The sequence below is a fragment of the Paludibacter sp. genome, from assembly GCF_009712605.1.
Taxonomy (GTDB): Bacteria; Bacteroidota; Bacteroidia; order Bacteroidales; family Paludibacteraceae; genus Microbacter.
Genome location: NZ_WASO01000001.1, coordinates 399771 through 418642, shown reverse-complemented (window position 1 = coordinate 418642; position 18872 = coordinate 399771). Strand labels below are relative to the sequence as shown.

Here is an 18872-nt window from a genome sequence, read left to right as displayed (position 1 = left end):
TTAGTTATTTGCGCTACCAATCAACTTAACAGTGCAAAACAATGCTGAATAAGGAGGAATATGGTGTCCGTCACCACTCACCCCATAGGCAAGAATAGAAGGAAAAATAAAATCAAATTGCTCCCCCGGGTTCATCTTGCGCAGAGCCATATCCAGGCCGGTAAAACTTTCGCCTTTACCAAGGCGGATGGTGGTTTTGCGGGGAGAATTGAGATTAGAGTAACAAAACTTTCCATCAAGCAGCGTGATGGAATATTGGTAAGTAACCGTTTGTTGCGATTTGGCAACCGCTTTCCTGTTTTTCAACGAACCGGCACACCAAAATCCAAGACTGTCTTTTTCGAGATGTAAATGCCTGTCGACGATATACTTTTCAATTTGGTGTTCTTCGTTGCTGAGAATTGCTTTATTCAGCGTGATGAGATTTTCTTTTTCTTCGTCGGGAACGGGGATATTGGATGGAACCTGTGGCTGCTGCCTGCATGAACCCAAGACCAGAACAAACAAGCAAAATGCGGATATAAATCCAAGACGAACAAATGAAAATAATCTCATAGTAGAAATTTATTCTCCGATAATTTTAACTAAAACCCGTTTTTTGCGCTTGCCATCGAATTCTCCGTAAAAGATCTGCTCCCACGGTCCAAAATCGAGTTTCCCTTTGGTGACAGCCACAACAACTTCCCGACCCATAACCTGACGTTTGAGATGTGCATCTGCATTATCCTCATAACCGTTGTGTTGATACTGACTATAAGGTTTTTCGGGAGCCAGTTTTTCGAGCCACACTTCCATATCGTGATGCAATCCGCCCTCGTCATCATTAATGAATACGCTGGCCGTAATGTGCATGGCGTTAACAAGTATCAAACCTTCGCTGATACCACTTTCGCGAAGGCAAGCTTCCACATGTGATGTAATATTGACGAACTGACGTCTTTGAGTAGTCTCGAACCAAAGCTCTTTGCGATATGATTTCATGGCTGACAAAAACGTTAATTTTCAGACTTCTTACTGGTGAGACTTTTGTAAATTTTGTAGATATAATAACCCAGGGCAACAACCAATACGACCAGGACTCCGGTATCAATGTAATGGCTGTAATGCATCACTGTTTCCCAGTTTTGCTTGAGTTTATATCCCAAAAAAGTAAGGAAGGCATTCCAGATACCGGCGCCTAAAACAGTATAGATACAGAATTTCAGGAAATTCATTTTGCCAGCACCGGCAGGAATGCTGATAAAATGGCGAACAACCGGAATAAAACGGGCGGCAAAGATTGTGATTTGGCCGTGTTTGGTAAAGAAACGTTCCGACATTTCAAGATGCTTTTCCTTAAGCAGGAAGAACTTTCCGAATTTGGTAATAAACGTTTTTCCGCCATAATATCCAATGGCATAAGAGATTCCTGAACCGACCAAACTGCCGAGAGTTGCAAAAAATATGGTACCTGTCCACGTCAGGGTGCCGTCAACAATGAGAAAGCCCGCGAATGGCATTACTGCTTCACTCGGCACAGGAAAGAACATGCTTTCGAGCATCATTAAAACAAAAATGCCAGGATAGGCACTTGCACTGATAATTGATACGGCCGCAATGGCAATTTGTTCGGTAATTCCCATGAAAAGAAGTCTTTGTTAATGCACACTCTTAACCTCGGCGGGTTATTTGCGCGTTGTAAATAGTATGTTATTGTTTTTTATCCTTGTTGATAATTTCTCTCGCTTCGGGACAAATGTCCAGAAATATAGTGGATGCTTCGGGATTTAGCTCTAGCGCTTTTTCCAAAAGAGGAATTGCTTTTTTGAATTCGCTCAGTTTGTAGTATGCAATGGCCAGAAACAGGTTGATGTTTTCCAGCGAACTGTCTTGCTTATAGGCTTCCAGATAACAATCCAGAGCCGACTGGTAAAGTGCGATGTCGATATAAATATTGCCAAGCGCAATCCAGGTATCAGGTTGGTGTTGTTCCAGTTTCAGCGATTTTTTGTACGCTCTTTCAGCTTCTTTTATTTTGTTGGTATTAACGTATGCTTCGGCAAGATATACCCACGTTTCAAAATTTTCGGAGTCAAGTTCCAGTGCTTTGTGAAGGTATTCAATGCTCTCTTCCGGGGCCTCAAGCTCAAGGCAACAAATACCAAGGCCTGTCCAGGCATCGGGATTTTTGTCGTTAATTTCAAGGGCACGTTTATAGCATGTTTTTGCATTGTTGTACTCATCCAGCTTTTCATAACATTCGCCCATAAATACCTGCAACAAGTCAGGGTATGCCACTTTTTCCTCACAACGGCGATAGCATTCGAGCGATTCTTCAAAACGATTGAGATGGAAAAGCGTATTTCCTTTTTGCAACCATCCGCCAAAATCATCTTCGTCAATGACAGTGACATAATCGAAAGCCTCAAGTGCCTGAGGATAATTGGCCTGATTGAAATATACCAGTCCAAGGTTGAACCAGGCTTCCAACGAATAAGCATCGGCATCAATTATCCTGTTGTAGTAATCGATAGCTGTTTGTGCCTGATCAAGCTGCTCGTAGCAAAACGCTGCGTCCTGAAGCAGATCTGTATCTGTTGGATCTTCGGCAAGACCTTTTTCAAGATAAATCAATGCCCGTTTGTAAAATCCGTTTGAAATATACACGTGAGCAATATCCAGACTGAGATTCGGGATATCGGAATGTGCGTTATCAGCCAGTCTTGAAAAAACGAGGTGAGCTTCCGATTCGTGATTAAGGCGAAGCAGGGCTTCTCCTTTCAATAATTCGGTTTCAGCGTCATTGGTTGTATGGATACGTTCGAGGATTTGGAGCGCTTTACGTGCATCTCCGGAGGCGAGGTAAACTTTTGCCCGTTTGGTTTGCAAAACAGTACTGCCCGGATGCAGGGTCATACCCAGATCAATGGCTTTGGAGGACTCTTTCGGCTTGCCACAGTTGAGATAGTAATCTACGATAACTTCCAACTCTTCAACATCGAAATAGCCTACCGTACGGTTCTGCACTGCCTGTTCATAGCGACGCACCACCTCTTGCGATTCTTCGTCGAAGATGAATTCCTGATTGTAGCCCTTCATTTATACTCCTTATTAATACGCTGCAAAGTTACGACAATATCGCGAAATCTCTTCTTTTTCGGCTTCTAAAAGTTATTAACAAATTGGTTTTCAGCTAAAGAAAGGTTTGAGTGTTTGGAGGCTTAAATCCGTTGAACATCCAAGCTTTTTGTTTACTTTTGCAGGATAAATTTAACGAAATGGAAACCTTGAAATCTCTTTTTGCGCAGACCACCGGCGAAGCGCTGGAAGATATATATGAATTGCCCTCATCGGGCAGTAACCGCCGCTATTTCAGGTTGACGGGCAAAAAACAGGTACTGATAGGAGTGTTGGGCACTTCTGTTGAAGAAAACAAAGCTTTCTGGCTGTTGGATACTCATTTCCGCACAAAAGGATTGCCTGTACCAAAAGTGCTGGCTCATTCCGAAGATTTTCACTGTTACTTACAGGAAGATCTTGGAGACACATTGCTCTTTGATGCCATCTCCAAAGGCCGTAGTTGCGGAAGTTTTGACGATAACGAAAAAGCATTACTTCATAAAGTGATTGCCCAACTTCCCGGATTTCAGGTATTGGGCGCACAGGGACTCGATTTTTCGCATTGCTATCCGCGTCCCGAGTTTGACAAGCGAATGATCCTGTGGGATTTGAACTATTTCAAATATTGTTTTCTGAAAGCTACCGGTTTGGAATTCAACGAAAGCCGCATGGAAGATGATTTTGAAAAAATGGCAGCTACCCTGCTCCGGGATCAGGCAGATACATTTTTATACCGCGATTTTCAATCCCGCAATGTGATGATAGTGGATAACAACCCCTACTTCATCGACTTTCAGGGCGGACGGAAAGGGCCTGTTTACTATGACGTTGCATCCTTTTTGTGGCAGGCAAAGGCACAATATTCGGATGAACTGAGAGAAGAATTGCTGCAAACGTATCTGGAAGCTTTGCGCAAACTGACTCCGGTTGATGAAGCCGATTTCAGAATGCAATTGCGCCATTTTGTGATTTTCAGAACAATGCAGGTTTTGGGAGCATACGGATTCCGAGGCTATTTTGAAAAGAAACCTCATTTTATGCAAAGCGTACCGTATGCAATTGACAATCTGCGCCGCATTCTTTCCGAAGGCGAAATTGAAGAATATCCATACCTCAGTCGTGTACTGCATCAGCTAACCAAAATGAAACAGTTCGCTGACCTGAGCGGAGCACGAAAACTGGAGGTAACCATCTACAGCTTTGCGTATAAAAAAGGAATTCCCGATGATATTTCCGGCAACGGTGGCGGTTATGTATTCGATTGCCGTTCCATCAACAATCCGGGCAAATACGAGCACTACAAGCACTTTACCGGACTCGACAAAGAAGTGATCGATTTTTTGGAAGAAGACGGAGGTATAACAACGTTCCTGGATCACATCTATCCTTTGGCAGATGCACATGTGCAGCGTTATATCGAACGGAAATTCTCGCACCTGATGTTCTCGTTCGGATGCACCGGCGGGCAGCACCGTTCGGTTTATTGCGCCCAACATCTGGCAGAACACATTGCCAAGAAATTTGACGTAAAAGTATCGCTGTTTCACCGCGAACAAAATATTGAAAAGACGTTCTAACGAATGAAAGCGCTTATATTTGCAGCCGGACTGGGCACCCGCCTCAAACCATTGACCGACACCATACCCAAAGCTCTGGTGCCCATCAATGGCACACCGCTATTGGAGCTTGTGCTGCGAAAATTGATTGCAAACGGATTTGATAAGATTATCATTAATGTTCATCATTTTGCAGATCAAATTATTGACTTTGTAAAGCAAAACAACAGCTTCGGAGTTCGCATTGAAATTTCGGACGAACGGAATGCGCTGCTTGAAACCGGTGGCGGCATTAAAAAGGCTTCCTGGTTTTTCGATGACGGCGAACCTTTTTTGGTGCACAACGTTGATATTCTTTCCAATATCGATCTGAAAGAATTATACGACTACCATCGTTCGAACAACGGCATTGCCACGGTTGTGGTAAGCAATAGAGACACTGCCCGTTATTTACTATTCGACAGCAATTTACGTTTAAATGGCTGGACAAACATAAAAACCGGAGACGTAAAATCTCCTTTTGAGGCACTGGACGTTTCATCTTGTCAACGACTTGCGTTTTCGGGCATTCATGTTATTTCTCCTAAAGTTTTTGACCTGATGAGTGGTTGGGACGGAAAGTTCTCCGTGATCGACTTCTATCTGGACATTGCAGCCAAAGAAACAATTACAGGCTTTGTGCCTGAAAATCTGAAAATGATAGATGTGGGAAAAATAGATTCGTTACACGACGCGGAATTGTTTTTAACTAACAGTTTATGAGAAAAATCCTCTTTTTGTTCTGTATTGTTTTGCTGACGGCCTGTCACACTAAGCATGACGGCACTTTGACTATCGGCGTTCTGAAAGGACCGTCGGCTATCAGTGTATCTCAATGGCTTGATAAAGCACCTGTTATTGACGGCAAAAAGCTTCGCATAGAGATATTCGAAGAGCCTGCTGACTTACAGGCAAAAATGATCCAGGGCAAAGTTGATTTTGCAGTCTTACCAACCACGATTGCTGCAATATTATACAACAAAGGCGTTGACTATCTTATGATTGCATGTCCTGTGCAGGGATCGGTAAGCGTTGTTTCCTCCGATTCCATATCCTCCTTCAACGACCTAAAAAACAAAACAGTCTCTGTTTCCGGCCAGGGAACTACCCCCGACGTTTTATTTACATTGCTGGCCTCCAAGTATGGATTCCGCAACAAAGAATTACTCATTGACTATAAAATAGGCAGCCATCCCGATTTGGCACAGGCCATTATTATGGGCAAGATCACAACAGCCTTATTGCCGGAACCATTTGCCACGATGGCTTGCTCGAAGAACCGGTCCGTAAAAAACGTGATTAGCCTGAGCAATGAATTGACAAAAGTGGATAGCACACTGTTATTTGCCATGACTGCTTTTGTTGCCCGAAAAGAGCTGGTAGAGAAGAATTCCGTGATGATCGATTCAATTTCAGACCGTTACCAATCGGCTTTAGTATGGTTACGCGCCAATACCGCCAAAGCGGCCGATGTGACTGTGGCTGCCGGAATTTTGCCAAACAAAGAAATTGCACTTCGAAGTATTCCCAAATGCAATATGCGCTATCTGAAAGCTTCGGATAACTGGCAACGTATAGAGAAGTACCTTGATATATACTTCCATTTTGACCCAAAGACCGTTGGAGGCAAACTTCCGGACAAGGGATTTTATTACGGCATTCATTAATCCTACGGATGTAGCTCATGATAAAGACAGCAGTTTTTTCAGGCACTTTCAATCCGATTCACGTCGGTCATCTTGTACTTGCAAATTATTTGTGCGAGTTTACAGATGTAGAAGAGGTATGGTTGATGGTAAGCCCGCTCAATCCGTTGAAAGAGCCAAACACAGCCCTTGAGAGCAAGCTGCGGTATGAAATGGTAAAACTTGCGTTAGATGACGACACTCGTTTATCGGCATCCGACTTCGAACTCCATTTACCTCAACCAACCTATTCCATAAAAACGCTGACAGCTCTTCGCGATAGTTATCCTGATCGTGAATTTTCGCTTTTAATTGGAGCTGATAACTGGTTGGTATTTGACCAATGGAAAGACTATCAACAAATTATTAATGAATTCCCTATATGGATTTATCCCCGCGCCGGGTTTGATGTAAAGATTCCGGATTTTATGCCTTCGGTTAAACTTTTGTCTGCTCCTCTGGTCGAAATCTCGTCGACATTTATTCGCCAGTCGATAGCCGAAGGTCACGACATGCGTCGTTTTGTGCCTGAGGATGTATGGAAGTATATCAAAGACAGTCAATTGTATCGTTAGTTTTATTTGAAATAGAAACACCAAATACTTTTACTAATTAATTAAATATTAAAATTTCACAGATGAAAAAAACATTTTTGATGATTGCGGCATTTGCACTGGTTTTTACTGCCGCCGAAGCTAAGAGCCCAAAAAAAACAGAGGTAAAAGCAGCACCTCAGGAAAAGATCTTTACCAATAGCGTTGACTCTATGAGTTATGCTCTCGGTTTGAACCTCGGAGCTGATTTTGCAAAAAACATCAAAACCATTCCCGGAGGTCAATGCAATGTCGATTTGCTTATCAAAGCCTTTTCCACCGCAATGAAAGGTGATTCTGCATTAATGGCAAAAGAATTTGCCAACACCTATTTCCGTTCATACATGATGGCAGCTCAGACAAAAGATGCCGCAGCTAAAAAAGAAGCAGGCGAGAAATTTCTTGCAGAAAACAAAACCAAAGAAGGTGTAAAAACGACTGCCAGTGGATTGCAATATATCGTTTTGAAAGAAGGCACCGGTGTAAAACCGAAAGATGTGGACACCGTTGTGGTACACTATACCGGAACTTTGATCGATGGCACAAAATTTGACAGCTCGGTAGATCGTGGCGAACCGATTACATTCCCATTGAATGGGGTAATTAAAGGCTGGACTGAAGGTGTTCAACTGATGACCGTTGGTTCTAAATACAAATTCTTTATTCCTTACTCATTGGGATATGGCGAACAAGGTGCCGGCAATGGCGTAATACCTCCGTATGCTACTTTGGTTTTCGAAGTAGAACTGTTGAATGTAAAACCGTACAAAGAACCTGTAAAAGTAGAAGAACCAGCAAAACCGGCAGAAGATGTTAAGGCAGCCAAACCGGCAGCAAAGAAAGCACCAGCTGCAAAAGCTAAGAAGTAATTTCTTCTTCCAACATAACATTTAATGACAAAGAGAGTTGCCGGGTCTGCCTGACAACTCTCTTTTCTTTTTATAGCGCGAATGATGATTACAAAACAACACTATAGCGATATACTATTGAACAGCAGCAATTAGTATCAGAATTAGCTAATAAAATATCAGCGTTTTTTTCAAAACATTCCATATTTTTGTACCTAACATACACCTTAAAACAATCAAACACCATGAAAAGACATCTCGTCTTCCCGCTATTATTGATTGCAACGCTATCTCTATCATCGTTCAAAGCCCCGAAAGGCTCACCTGTGGCTCTGAACGGGAAGTTGCATACTACAGGCTCACAGTTGTGCAATCAAAACAATTCGCCTTTAGTTTTAGCCGGGGCCAGCTTAGGATGGCATAATCTTTGGCCTCGATTTTACAATGCCGATGCCGTTAAATGGTTGGCAAACGACTGGAAGTGCAATGTTATCAGAGCTTCCATGGGAGTAGGACTTGATGACAGCTACCTTGAAAATCCTTCGTATGCCCTGCAATGTATGACAAAAGTGATTGATGGTGCCATCAAAAACGGCATCTACGTAATCATTGATTTTCATAGCCATAAACTCCACACACAAGAAGCCAAAACATTCTTTGCTCAAATGGCCGCAAAGTACTCCCGCAGCCCGAATGTGATTTATGAGATATGGAATGAACCCGATTACTACACATGGAAAGATGTAAAACAATACTCGGAAGAAGTCATCTCGACGATTCGGGCAATTGATACGGACAATCTGATATTAGTCGGATCGCCTCACTGGGATCAGGACCTTGATTCGGTAGCCGCAAATCCGATTTTGGGCCAGAAAAACATCATGTACACCATGCATTTCTATGCCGGAACTCACAAAAAATGGCTGCGCGATCGCACCGACGCGGTAATGGCAAAAGGAATTCCCATCTTTATTTCGGAATGTGCCGGCATGGAGGCTTCCGGTGACGGTCCGATCGACAAAGCGGAATGGGCTGCTTACCAGGATTGGATGAAAGAACGAAAACTCAGTTGGATTGCATGGTCGGTATCCGACAAAAACGAAACCTGTTCCATGCTTTTGCCCAGAGCTTCAGAAAAAGGAAACTGGACCGGAGATTTATTGAAGACATGGGGAAAAACGGCCAGAGAAAGTATCCGAAACGCCAACATAAAGTAATTGGTTAACAATCCAATTCATCGTAAAAAACAAGAAGCGGGATTGTCTGAAAAGGCAATGTTGCTATTAATAAACTTATAAACAGTAAGACACTCTCATTTTGTCACCCCTAAATCCCCTAAAGGGGACTTTTGCGCCAATAAAAATAGCAGATTCATAGCCCTTTCAGGGATTTGGGGTATAAGAATAAAGATCCACTTTCGATTCGTAAGTTATTATAAAATCAATATCTCTTTTGAGACAACCCCGCTTCTTATTTTAATTTATCTTCGGATTAGAAAAACATCGTTGCGCTCAGTAAGGTTCTGAGGTTTGATACCATGTGGGCATCTTTCACCTTGCCTTTATCAGTAGGATCGTAAGTACCATATGCCGCACCAGTTAATTCCTCTTCCAAAGCGAATTGAAAACGACCGGCTGTATAAATAAACGAAGGAGCAACCCGGTACAAAGCACCGATATTATTTCCGTAGCCATAATAAGCTCCTACCGCATTATCTTTCAAACCGAGATTTTTTACATATCCGAGAAATAATCCGGCCTGATATTTTTTCCCGTAAGTAAAATTTGCCCAGGCATTGAGCGACTGAGACGGAGTATATTCAACGTCACCGTTAGTTTTAACCGCTTTCACAGCATACCCGCCCTGCAGAAGAGCTTCACTCATATTCTGGATATACAACCCCTGAGCTTTGGCGGTAAACAAACCACACTGTTTCTGTGCAAATACCGCTGCCGAAACCGTAGTCAGCTTCTCATCTGTTTTATAAGTTGCGCTTCCAACAGTATACGAAGTACGCGGGCAAAGACTTTTGAGGTCGACACTGGCACCAAACACGGTGCTTCCTTTTGCATAATACGCAAGCCCGGTCAGCTCCGGCATATCAGAATTGCGTTGATACAGGTTGGACTTACCGTTGGGACCGTATGAAGGGAAAGCACTCTGCATGAAAGCCGCTGCCGAAAGGCGTAACCATCCTGACGAGTAGTTGTAACGAATTTGTTCCCCTCTTGAAAAAGGCTGAAAAGGAGCTCCCCATGCAGCCCCGACAACTGTCGGAGTTACCGGTCCTAGAAACGGATGCCATGAACGACCGATCAGCCATTCGCTGTTTTTCCCGCTAAATTTCAACCAGGCATGGCGAAACAATACCGTTTTTGTATCGACATTCGAAAAATCGAATTCAAAGAATGATGACAATTGAAAGTTCCCGAGTTTCGGTCCGGTAAAGGTTGCATTGAAACGGGTTAAAGCAGCGGAGAAGTTCATGTTAGCATCGGCATTGATATCTTTGCCGTTAGCATCCGGATTTTTAGCCGAAGGCATCACAAAAATGAGACCGTCAATCAATGAGTAGTTATTATTACGTGTATCGAGGAAAGCATCGGTTCTGAAATAACCGCCAAACTTAAGGCTCATACCATCTCCCAGGCTAACAGATATTTTTTTTACCTGATCGTTTTCCTGCGCGGACAAATTTGTAACAGAGAACACAACCACCAACAATACCAACAGAATGTTTTTTCGCTTCATTTAATGCAAATTAGAGGATTAATAAATCGGCTGCAAAAATACAACCAAGTATTGAATCCCGCACTATTCTATTGACTTTTTATATTAAAAAAGAGTATATCTTTTGTATTTTAGATTCAAATCGTACGCTTTTTCGAGGAATCAGGCTATTTATCAGAATGCAATTCCAAGCTCTTCCGAATAAAAAGGTCTACATAAACAGGAAGGTGATCGCTAAAGCCGCCGTGGTACTTCATCCCCACGTATGTTCGGAAAGGCTGTTTTCCGAACCATTTCAAATCATCTTCGAGCAAAAAAGGAGCATCAAAGACATGCAGCATGGAACCAGAAGTGAAAACTGAAGCTTTTGGTTCAAACAGATGAGAAGAGACAACGATTTGATCCAACATTCCCCATTCACCTGCATGTTTGTACGATCCGATTCGCGCGGCTTTATTGGTAGTATAACACAAATTGAACAAGCTCTTTTCGGCTATCGGAGCATCGTCGGGCAGAGCACCCAATACGCGGGTCATGCTGTCGTTATCCGGGTAGTCATTAAAATCGCCCATGATAATAATGTTTGCCCTCGCATTGAGGATAAAAAGGCTATCAACCTGCCGGCGAAGAACAGCAGCAACCTGAAGCCGCGCATCTTGAGATTCCAGTTCACCACCAAGTCGTGAAGGAAAATGATTCACAAACACATGCAACGTGTCGTCATTGCGCAACTTACCAGCCACATATAAAATATCGCGGGTATGTCGGTGTGGATTATCCGCAAAACGAATGCGAACCGGCTTTTCCAGATAGGGCTTAAAGAATTTCGGCTGATAGAGCAATGCTACGTCAATTCCTCTGGGGTCGGGCGACTCAAAATGAGAAACCTTATAATGCAGATTACGCAAAGCAGAGTATCTGGTCAGATCATCCAACACCCTTTGGTTCTGTATTTCGCACAAACCCACTAAAACAGGAGGATTCCAACCTCCCACAGCAGTAATAACCCTCGCGATATTGTCACGTTTTTGATAATAGCGAGAGGCACTCCAACCTTTTATATTTATTGTATCAGGCGTGGACAAAAGCGAATCGTGCCGATAATCCAGAAAATTCTCCACATTATAGCTCATCACCCGAACAACCTCTACCGAGTCATTGCTCTGCGCAAATACAGGAATGGTAAAAATCAGATAGCTAAACAAGATTAGCACAATCTCTCTCAGTCGCATCATTATCTGTTTTTTGGATTAGATTTTACAAAGAAACGATATTTGAGCAGAGATACAAAAAAAAGCGTTCTGCAAATTTGCAGAACGCTTCTGGATAAGTTATAGTGTCAACTGATTAGCGACCCTGTGGAGCACCTTGAGGAGCACCAGGACCTTGAGGACCTTGAGGACCTTGTTGTTGAGCAGGAGCTTTTTCGATGCTTAACAGTTCAACTTCGAATACCAGAGTTGAGAAAGGTTTGATAGCACCCATTTCACGTTCCATATAACCAAGTTCTGCAGGAACATAAATTTTCCATTTTGAACCAACAGGCATCATGGTCAATGCTTCTGACCAGCCTTTGATAACCTGACCAACACCAAATGTTACAGGAGCTTTACCTTCGTTAGTATCAAAAACAGTTCCGTTGATCAAAGTTCCTTTGTAGTTAACTTTTACCTGGTCGTTGGCTGTCGGTTTCGGACCGTTACCAGCTTTAATCACTTCGTATTGTAAGCCGTCAGGAGTTGTTACCACGCCTGCTTTCTTTTTATTGGCTTCGAGGAATTTTTTTCCTTCTTCGATGTTTTTACCGTAAAGTTTTTTAGATTTTTCAGCCTGCAATTTCTGCATAGTGGTACGGAAGAACATTTCAGCTACTTCAGGACGAATTTTCATTCCTTTATTTTTCATTCCGGCAACCAAACCTGCTTTGATCAATTCAACATTCATTTTCAATGTGCTGTCGCCCATCAAACCACCTTTTGATTGTTTTTTCAAAGATGCGCCGATGTTAAGACCGGTAGCATATTGAGCAATATATTTATCGTCAGAACCGATACCTTTTTCGAAACCTTTGATAAAAGCATCTACTGCTTTAGCTGTGGTATCACCACCCAACGAATAAGCTTTTACTTGCGGGCCGTTCAAAACGCCAAACGCATAGTTCAGACTATCCAGCTGAGTTTTCATTTTTACAGAGCTTTGGCTGCATGAGGAAAAACCAACCATCAATGCTAAACCTGCTACAACAAGAACACTTAATTTTTTCATCTTTCGTTTTTATTAGATTAAACAATATCACATATTTTTCGGTACCATATTGGGCAAAAATGCGTTGCAAATATAATGATTTTTATCCAAGCCATTAACACTTGCCTCTTTTTATAAAATAATGACAAAAAGAGACTTCCTTTTCGCGAGCAATCAATCGTTTATACGCATCATTTCCCGACCGACAATCTCAGCCGCTTCTACCACAAATCGCGCACATGGTCGTTTGGCATAATACTCAGCATTGCGATCGGAAGGCTCGGGTGATTCTCTCTGCCGCTTTACATCCAGCAACTCGCGGCATATAATAGTTTCAAAACGTGATTTAAAATCGTCGGCCACCCTTTGTGCCGAAGCATAATTATCGGTTTTGGCTTTTTTATCGTTCGGATCTGATGCCGGATATCGCAAACCCAACAGCAAAAATGAACCGGTCAAGGCGCCACAAACTTCGCGCAACCGCCCCATTCCTCCGCCAAACGACGAAGTCAATCGCCGGGCAAGCTCCTGATCTAATTCAAACACATCCGCATAAGCACAAAATACCGACTGCGAACAATTATACCCTTCATTAAATAACGCCAACGCTTTTTCTTTACGTTGCTCAATGTCTATCTGCATAATTCAATTTTTATCATTTAAGTTGTGTAACATAAACCATCTTATAATCAGGCAACAATTCCGGATGAACCGCCTTAATAAAGTCCTGAAGAATCAACTCCGGATGAAGCACTCCGTCTTCCCAAAAATCATTCCCGCCCAATTCATTGATTCTGTTGTACAACGAATATACTCTTTTGTCTTTACATGCTTTGAAAAGTCCATAACGGGCATCGCTCTGCATCAGGCTGTTCAGGTTTTTCGCATCGCAATTGAGCCACACCTGCGCATTTACGAAGTTTTGAAGTGCCTGTTCAAAATTCACAGGAATACTGCCAGCGGTAGTGTCATTGGCAAAATGATATTTCACCTTTGCATCGGCAAGCAGGTTGCCCATAAAACCTTTTCCGCTTGGCATGTACCAGGTTCCCTTAAAACTGCTTCCTATCATAACTTCGGGAGTTCCTTTTGCCTTCGAAGCCAGCGCTTTCGCCGCCAGATATTTTTGTTCCGTTTGCCGGAAAATAGAATCGGCAAGCTTTTCTTTATTGTAAAGCACGGCTACAAATTTTATCCATTCGGCCCGACCTAAAGGAGAGGTTTCCATCCATTCGTTATTAAATATCACGGGGATCCCGGCCTGTGATATCCTTTCAGCCGCGGCATCCGTCTGGTTATAACTGCTCATCATCACAGACTGAGGCTTCAACGACATCGTCTTTTCCACGTTGAGGCTAAACGCATCACCCAAATCGACTGTTTTTCCGTCCCTGCATTGACGAATCAGGGTGGAATTATAGACTAATTTGGGAGAAGCAATGCCTGTTATGGAAGGTAATTCATTCAGAACGGCGATAAACGCGTAATGAGTGGCAGAAGTTGCTGCAATAGAATGCAAAGGAGCCACAACCGTTTTCCGCTTATCGGGAGTATTGACACCGTTTCGCGTCACAATGTAATATTTTGCCTGCACAGCTCCTTTTTTCCATGGATTATATACAAGCAGGCATTTGTACCCGGGATAGTATTCGATCACAAACCCGGTGGCATACTTCGGCTTTACAACCGAGTCGGGAGTCACGTTTGCATTCGAACTGCCTTTCTGACTGCATGAAGAGAGCATGGCAACCGACAGGCATAATGCTAAAAACCAGCTAAATCGCGTAAACATCGTGAGTGGAATAAGTTTTCCGCAAAAGTACGCATAATTCTCCAACCTCTTCAACAACCTTATTTCAAAAACATTTCAGTTTGAGTGCTATAGCTATTGGAAATTTGTGTACCTTCGTATCAAATTTGCAAATAAATCAGAACCACAGTAACCATCTGATATATTTACAATTGCATTAACAACACTACTATAGTTTATTGCTTTATGCAACAATATCTTGACTTGCTGCAACGGGTTCTGGATGAAGGCGTCCACAAGGAAGACCGCACCGGAACAGGTACGATAAGTGTTTTCGGCCATCAAATGCGTTTTCGCCTTGAAGACGGATTCCCGCTCCTGACTACCAAAAAACTCCATCTGAAATCCATCATTTACGAATTACTCTGGTTTCTGAAAGGCGATACGAATGTAAAATACCTGCAGGACAACGGAGTGCGGATATGGAATGAGTGGGCGGATGAAAACGGTGAGCTCGGTCCCGTCTATGGTTCTCAATGGCGGTCATGGCCGGATTACAAAGGAGGTCATATCGATCAGATCAGCGAAGCGGTAGAAACCATCAAAAACAATCCGGATTCACGACGCATCATCGTCAGTGCCTGGAATGTCGGAGCACTGCCCGAAATGCATCTTCCCCCCTGCCATGCTTTTTTCCAGTTTTATGTTGCAAACGGCAGGTTAAGCCTGCAACTATACCAACGCAGCGCTGACATCTTTCTGGGAGTTCCATTCAACATTGCTTCTTACGCGCTCTTGCTGCAAATGATGGCGCAGGCCACCGGACTGAAAGCCGGCGATTTTGTTCATACGTTGGGAGATGCTCATATTTACACCAACCACCTCGAACAGGTGCACCTGCAGCTCTCTCGCGAACCACGGGCTTTACCTCAGATGATAATCAACCCCGAAAAGAAAAATATATTCGACTTCGAATACAGCGATTTCGTGCTCGAAGGGTACGATCCGCATCCGCATATTAAAGGCGCAGTGGCCGTTTAATGAAACGTTCACCTCGCACAACACAAATAAAGAATCTCAAATACGACAAAAATGATTTCTATTGATTTACGCAAGCTGATCAAGCATGTTCCCAATACAATTACATGTTGTAATTTATTCTCGGGTTGTATCGCCATTTCAGCGGGTTTTGACGGCCAATACCTGTTGGCTCTTATTTTCATCTTACTGGCAGCTGTTTTTGACTTTTTCGACGGATTTGCAGCACGTATGCTACACGCTTACTCGCCCATGGGCAAAGAGCTCGACTCCCTGGCAGATATAGTAAGCTTTGGAGTAGCTCCTTCGGCCATGGTCTTTTCTATTTTGTACGATTGTTTGCCTCTCGACTGGCACATTCTCAGTTATCTGGCCTTTCTGATCGCCATTTTCTCGTGCCTCCGCCTCGCTAAATTCAACATCGACACGCGACAGACAACATCGTTCATCGGATTACCGGTACCGGCGAATGCTATTTTCTGGGCTTCATTCGTCTACACCTCCAATAATCTCTTTGCATCTATTTATTGGGAGTACTACATCATTCTGATAGCTATTTTCTGCTATTTGCTGGTATCCGAATGGCCCATGTTTTCGTTGAAAATGAAAAACTTAAAGTGGGAAGACAACAAAATACAGTTTAGCTTTCTGATAACATCTGCCCTCATTGTTCTCGTGTCCCGTTTCAGTCCCGGATCGCTTGCCATGGTCATTGCCGTATATGTACTATTTTCGATCGGGAGTTACATTTCTAAAAAACAGTAAAAAATACAGGAAGGCACGTGTTTGCGTTGTATAGCTTCAAAAAAAATTGCTACTTTTAACGCCTGATTTATCAAACACAAATTAATTATTAACATCTAACAAAATCAACCTATCAAATGAACACAAATCAAAAAAGCTACGCATTGCCAATTGCAATGATGTTTGCATTGTTTTTTATGATTGCCTTCGTAACCGGGCTGCCAAGTCCTATGGGGGTAATCGTTGCCAAACAGTTTGGCGCTACCAATTTTGAATCTCAGTTAGGATTCCTCGGCAACTTCCTTGCCTATGCTTTTATGGGTATCCCGGCAGGTATGATGCTAAAGAAAATCGGGTATAAAAAAACAGCTCTTTCTGCCATTATAGTAGGATTTGTAGGGGTCTCCGTACAATTTCTTTCGGGTCAGGTCGGCAGTTTTTCTGTTTATCTGATCGGTGCATTTATTTCCGGTTTTTCAATGTGTATGCTCAACACGGTAGTTAATCCAATGCTTAACACTCTCGGAGGCGGTGGAAACAAAGGAAATCAGTTAATCCAGTTCGGAGGTTCAATCAACTCTATCGGTGCAACAATCACCCCAATGCTTGTAGGCTGGTTAATGGGTGATGTAGCCGGAAGAACCATTGAGAAAGCTAATCCTGCGTTATTCCTTGCCTTAGGTATTTTCGCTTTGGCATTTGTTGTTCTTCTTTTTGTTGACATACCAGAACCTCACATGGAAAAGGCAGAAGACAAAAAAGTAAAAGACACTCACAGTCCTCTTTCATTCCGCCACTTCATCTTCGGAGCTGTTGCTATCTTCATCTATGTTGGTATCGAAATCGGTATCCCAAGTACAGCAAACCTTTATATGACAGCACAATCATCAGCAGCCAACCCCGGCCTTGGCATTGATGCTACCATTGCAGGAAGTATCGTAGGTCTTTACTGGTTGCTTATGTTAGTAGGCCGTTTGACCGGTGCGTCTATCGGTGCTAAAGTTTCAAGTAAAACTATGTTGACAGCTGTAGCTTCAACCGGTCTTATCCTGATTCTTCTTGCTATTTTCAGTCCTAAATCACTGGTTGTTACCGTTCCATTCATCGGCACAGTAGTCCCTATCAGTGTCATCTTCATCGTACTGTGCGGACTTTGCACCTCCATTATGTGGGGTGGAATTTTCAATCTGGCAGTAGAAGGTCTGGGCAAATACACAGCTGCTGCTTCCGGTATCTTTATGGTGATGGTTTGCGGTGGTGGTATCGTTCCCCTCATTCAGGGATGGGTTTCAGACCATTTCGGCTATATCAGCAGCTATTGGGTAATGTTTGCATGTCTGGCTTATATGCTTTGGTATGCATTGGTAGGCTGCAAAAACGTGAACAAAGATATTCCAGTAGAATAACCACATAATCTTTTACCAAAACTATGGAAAGTCCTTATGTAATTGGCATTGATATGGGTGGCACAAATACCGCTTTCGGTATTGTTGACATGCGCGGCGAAGTATTGCGCAGAGGTGCCATCAAAACTCAGAAACACACAGACGTAAATCTCTATATCGATGAATTGTATACCGCTTTAATGGAAATCATCGAAGAAGTAGGCGGTATCGAAAAAATTAAAGGCATCGGAATGGGAGCGCCCAACGGCAACTACTATACCGGCAACGTGGAATTTGCACCTAACCTCCCATGGAAAGGCGTTATCCCATTCGCAAACATGCTAAAAGAAAAGTTCGGTGTTCCGGCGGCTCTGACCAACGACGCCAATGCAGCTGCTATCGGCGAAATGACCTATGGTGCAGCCCGCGGCATGAAAAATTTCATCATGATTACGCTGGGAACAGGAGTTGGCAGCGGTATCGTTATCAATGGTCAGTTGGTTTACGGTCATGACGGCTTTGCCGGTGAACTCGGCCACACCACTATTGTTCGCAACAACGGACGTGTATGCGGTTGCGGAAAAACCGGTTGCCTCGAAACCTATACTTCGGCTACCGGTGTTGCACGTACAGCAAGAGAATTGCTCGAGATGCGCAAAGATGACAGCCTGTTACGCAACATTCCTCTCGAAAGCATCACCTCTAAAGATGTTTTTGATGCGGCTGTGAAAGGAGATGCAATTGCCCTTGAAATTTTTGACTATACCGGCAAACTGCTGGGTGAAGCTTTTGCTGACTTTGTTGCATTCAGTGCACCTGAAGCTATTGTAATCTTCGGTGGCTTGGCAAAATCGGGCGATCTGATTATGAAGCCCGTACGCGACAACATGGAGAAAAACCTGTTGCCCATTTGGCAAGGCAAAGTCAAATTGCTGTTCTCCGCCCTCAACGAAGCCGATGCAGCCGTTCTTGGCGCAAGTGCTTTAGCCTGGGAATTGAAATAAGATTTCACTATTTTGTCTGATAAAACAGCCTGCGGGATCTCCCGTGGGCTGTTATCATAAACACAAGATTATAAGTTTCACACCGGTTGAATCTATGTTTAACTTGAGCATTTGACCTCTCCCCAACCCCTCTCCCGAGGAGAGGGGCTTTATACCT

19 protein-coding genes are annotated in these 18872 nt (G+C 43.2%); 10 read left to right on the top strand and 9 right to left on the bottom strand.

The window, feature by feature from the left end:
* From F8N35_RS01500 to F8N35_RS01485, 4 genes are all read right to left on the bottom strand, one after another.
* Complete coding sequence (locus F8N35_RS01500; RefSeq protein ID WP_293049585.1) at positions 1–555, bottom strand: FKBP-type peptidyl-prolyl cis-trans isomerase; 555 nt, start codon at positions 553–555, stop codon at positions 1–3.
* Between the two features lie 9 nt (positions 556–564).
* Positions 565–981 carry a secondary thiamine-phosphate synthase enzyme YjbQ gene (locus tag F8N35_RS01495; RefSeq protein WP_293049584.1) on the bottom strand — a complete coding sequence of 139 codons (417 nt, stop codon included), beginning with the start codon at positions 979–981 and terminating at the stop codon, positions 565–567.
* 14 nt (positions 982–995) lie between these two features.
* The gene (locus F8N35_RS01490; protein ID WP_293049583.1) at positions 996–1622 is read right to left on the bottom strand and encodes a DedA family protein; all 627 of its coding nucleotides are present in this window, start codon (positions 1620–1622) and stop codon (positions 996–998) included.
* A 67-nt stretch (positions 1623–1689) separates the two neighbouring features.
* Complete coding sequence (locus F8N35_RS01485; RefSeq protein WP_293049582.1) at positions 1690–3078, bottom strand: tetratricopeptide repeat protein; 1389 nt, start codon at positions 3076–3078, stop codon at positions 1690–1692.
* Between the two features lie 179 nt (positions 3079–3257).
* Between F8N35_RS01485 and F8N35_RS01480 the strand changes: the two genes are divergently transcribed.
* From F8N35_RS01480 to F8N35_RS01455, 6 genes are all read left to right on the top strand, one after another.
* The gene (locus tag F8N35_RS01480; protein ID WP_293049581.1) at positions 3258–4676 is read left to right on the top strand and encodes an RNase adapter RapZ; all 1419 of its coding nucleotides are present in this window, start codon (positions 3258–3260) and stop codon (positions 4674–4676) included.
* Positions 4677–4679: 3 nt separating this feature from the next.
* Positions 4680–5417, top strand: a complete 738-nt coding sequence (locus F8N35_RS01475; RefSeq protein WP_293049580.1) for a nucleotidyltransferase family protein — start codon at positions 4680–4682, stop codon at positions 5415–5417.
* A complete protein-coding gene (locus F8N35_RS01470) occupies positions 5414–6361 on the top strand; it encodes a PhnD/SsuA/transferrin family substrate-binding protein (protein ID WP_293049579.1) in 948 nt (315 codons plus the stop codon). Before F8N35_RS01475 ends, F8N35_RS01470 begins: the two co-directional genes overlap by 4 nt.
* A gap of 17 nt (positions 6362–6378) precedes the next feature.
* On the top strand, positions 6379–6954 hold the full coding sequence (gene nadD / locus F8N35_RS01465; RefSeq protein WP_293049578.1) for a nicotinate (nicotinamide) nucleotide adenylyltransferase: 576 nt from the start codon (positions 6379–6381) through the stop codon (positions 6952–6954).
* Between the two features lie 62 nt (positions 6955–7016).
* Positions 7017–7841 carry an FKBP-type peptidyl-prolyl cis-trans isomerase gene (locus tag F8N35_RS01460; protein ID WP_293049577.1) on the top strand — a complete coding sequence of 275 codons (825 nt, stop codon included), beginning with the start codon at positions 7017–7019 and terminating at the stop codon, positions 7839–7841.
* A gap of 224 nt (positions 7842–8065) precedes the next feature.
* The gene (locus F8N35_RS01455; protein ID WP_293049576.1) at positions 8066–9037 is read left to right on the top strand and encodes a glycoside hydrolase family 5 protein; all 972 of its coding nucleotides are present in this window, start codon (positions 8066–8068) and stop codon (positions 9035–9037) included.
* Between the two features lie 274 nt (positions 9038–9311).
* Here F8N35_RS01455 and F8N35_RS01450 read toward each other — a convergent pair whose 3' ends face one another.
* From F8N35_RS01450 to F8N35_RS01430, 5 genes are all read right to left on the bottom strand, one after another.
* Entirely contained in the window at positions 9312–10571 is a 1260-nt protein-coding gene (locus tag F8N35_RS01450) for a hypothetical protein (protein WP_293049575.1), read from the bottom strand.
* 146 nt (positions 10572–10717) lie between these two features.
* Positions 10718–11785 (bottom strand): endonuclease/exonuclease/phosphatase family protein, encoded by a 1068-nt coding sequence (locus F8N35_RS01445; protein ID WP_293049574.1) that lies wholly within the window; start codon positions 11783–11785, stop codon positions 10718–10720.
* 112 nt (positions 11786–11897) lie between these two features.
* A complete protein-coding gene (locus F8N35_RS01440; protein ID WP_293049573.1) occupies positions 11898–12815 on the bottom strand; it encodes an FKBP-type peptidyl-prolyl cis-trans isomerase in 918 nt (305 codons plus the stop codon).
* A 153-nt stretch (positions 12816–12968) separates the two neighbouring features.
* On the bottom strand, positions 12969–13436 hold the full coding sequence (locus F8N35_RS01435) for a C-GCAxxG-C-C family protein (RefSeq protein WP_363928356.1): 468 nt from the start codon (positions 13434–13436) through the stop codon (positions 12969–12971).
* A 13-nt stretch (positions 13437–13449) separates the two neighbouring features.
* Complete coding sequence (locus tag F8N35_RS01430) at positions 13450–14586, bottom strand: ABC transporter substrate-binding protein (protein ID WP_293049572.1); 1137 nt, start codon at positions 14584–14586, stop codon at positions 13450–13452.
* A 204-nt stretch (positions 14587–14790) separates the two neighbouring features.
* On the opposite strand from F8N35_RS01430, the gene F8N35_RS01425 reads away from it, so the two are divergent.
* From F8N35_RS01425 to F8N35_RS01410, 4 genes are all read left to right on the top strand, one after another.
* Complete coding sequence (locus F8N35_RS01425; RefSeq protein WP_293049571.1) at positions 14791–15585, top strand: thymidylate synthase; 795 nt, start codon at positions 14791–14793, stop codon at positions 15583–15585.
* Between the two features lie 51 nt (positions 15586–15636).
* Entirely contained in the window at positions 15637–16347 is a 711-nt protein-coding gene (pssA, locus tag F8N35_RS01420) for a CDP-diacylglycerol--serine O-phosphatidyltransferase (RefSeq protein ID WP_068701338.1), read from the top strand.
* Positions 16348–16463: 116 nt separating this feature from the next.
* Positions 16464–17732 carry an MFS transporter gene (locus tag F8N35_RS01415; protein WP_293049570.1) on the top strand — a complete coding sequence of 423 codons (1269 nt, stop codon included), beginning with the start codon at positions 16464–16466 and terminating at the stop codon, positions 17730–17732.
* 23 nt (positions 17733–17755) lie between these two features.
* Positions 17756–18715, top strand: coding sequence for an ROK family protein (locus F8N35_RS01410; protein WP_293049569.1), 960 nt, complete (start codon positions 17756–17758; stop codon positions 18713–18715).
* Positions 18716–18872: the final 157 nt, after the last annotated feature.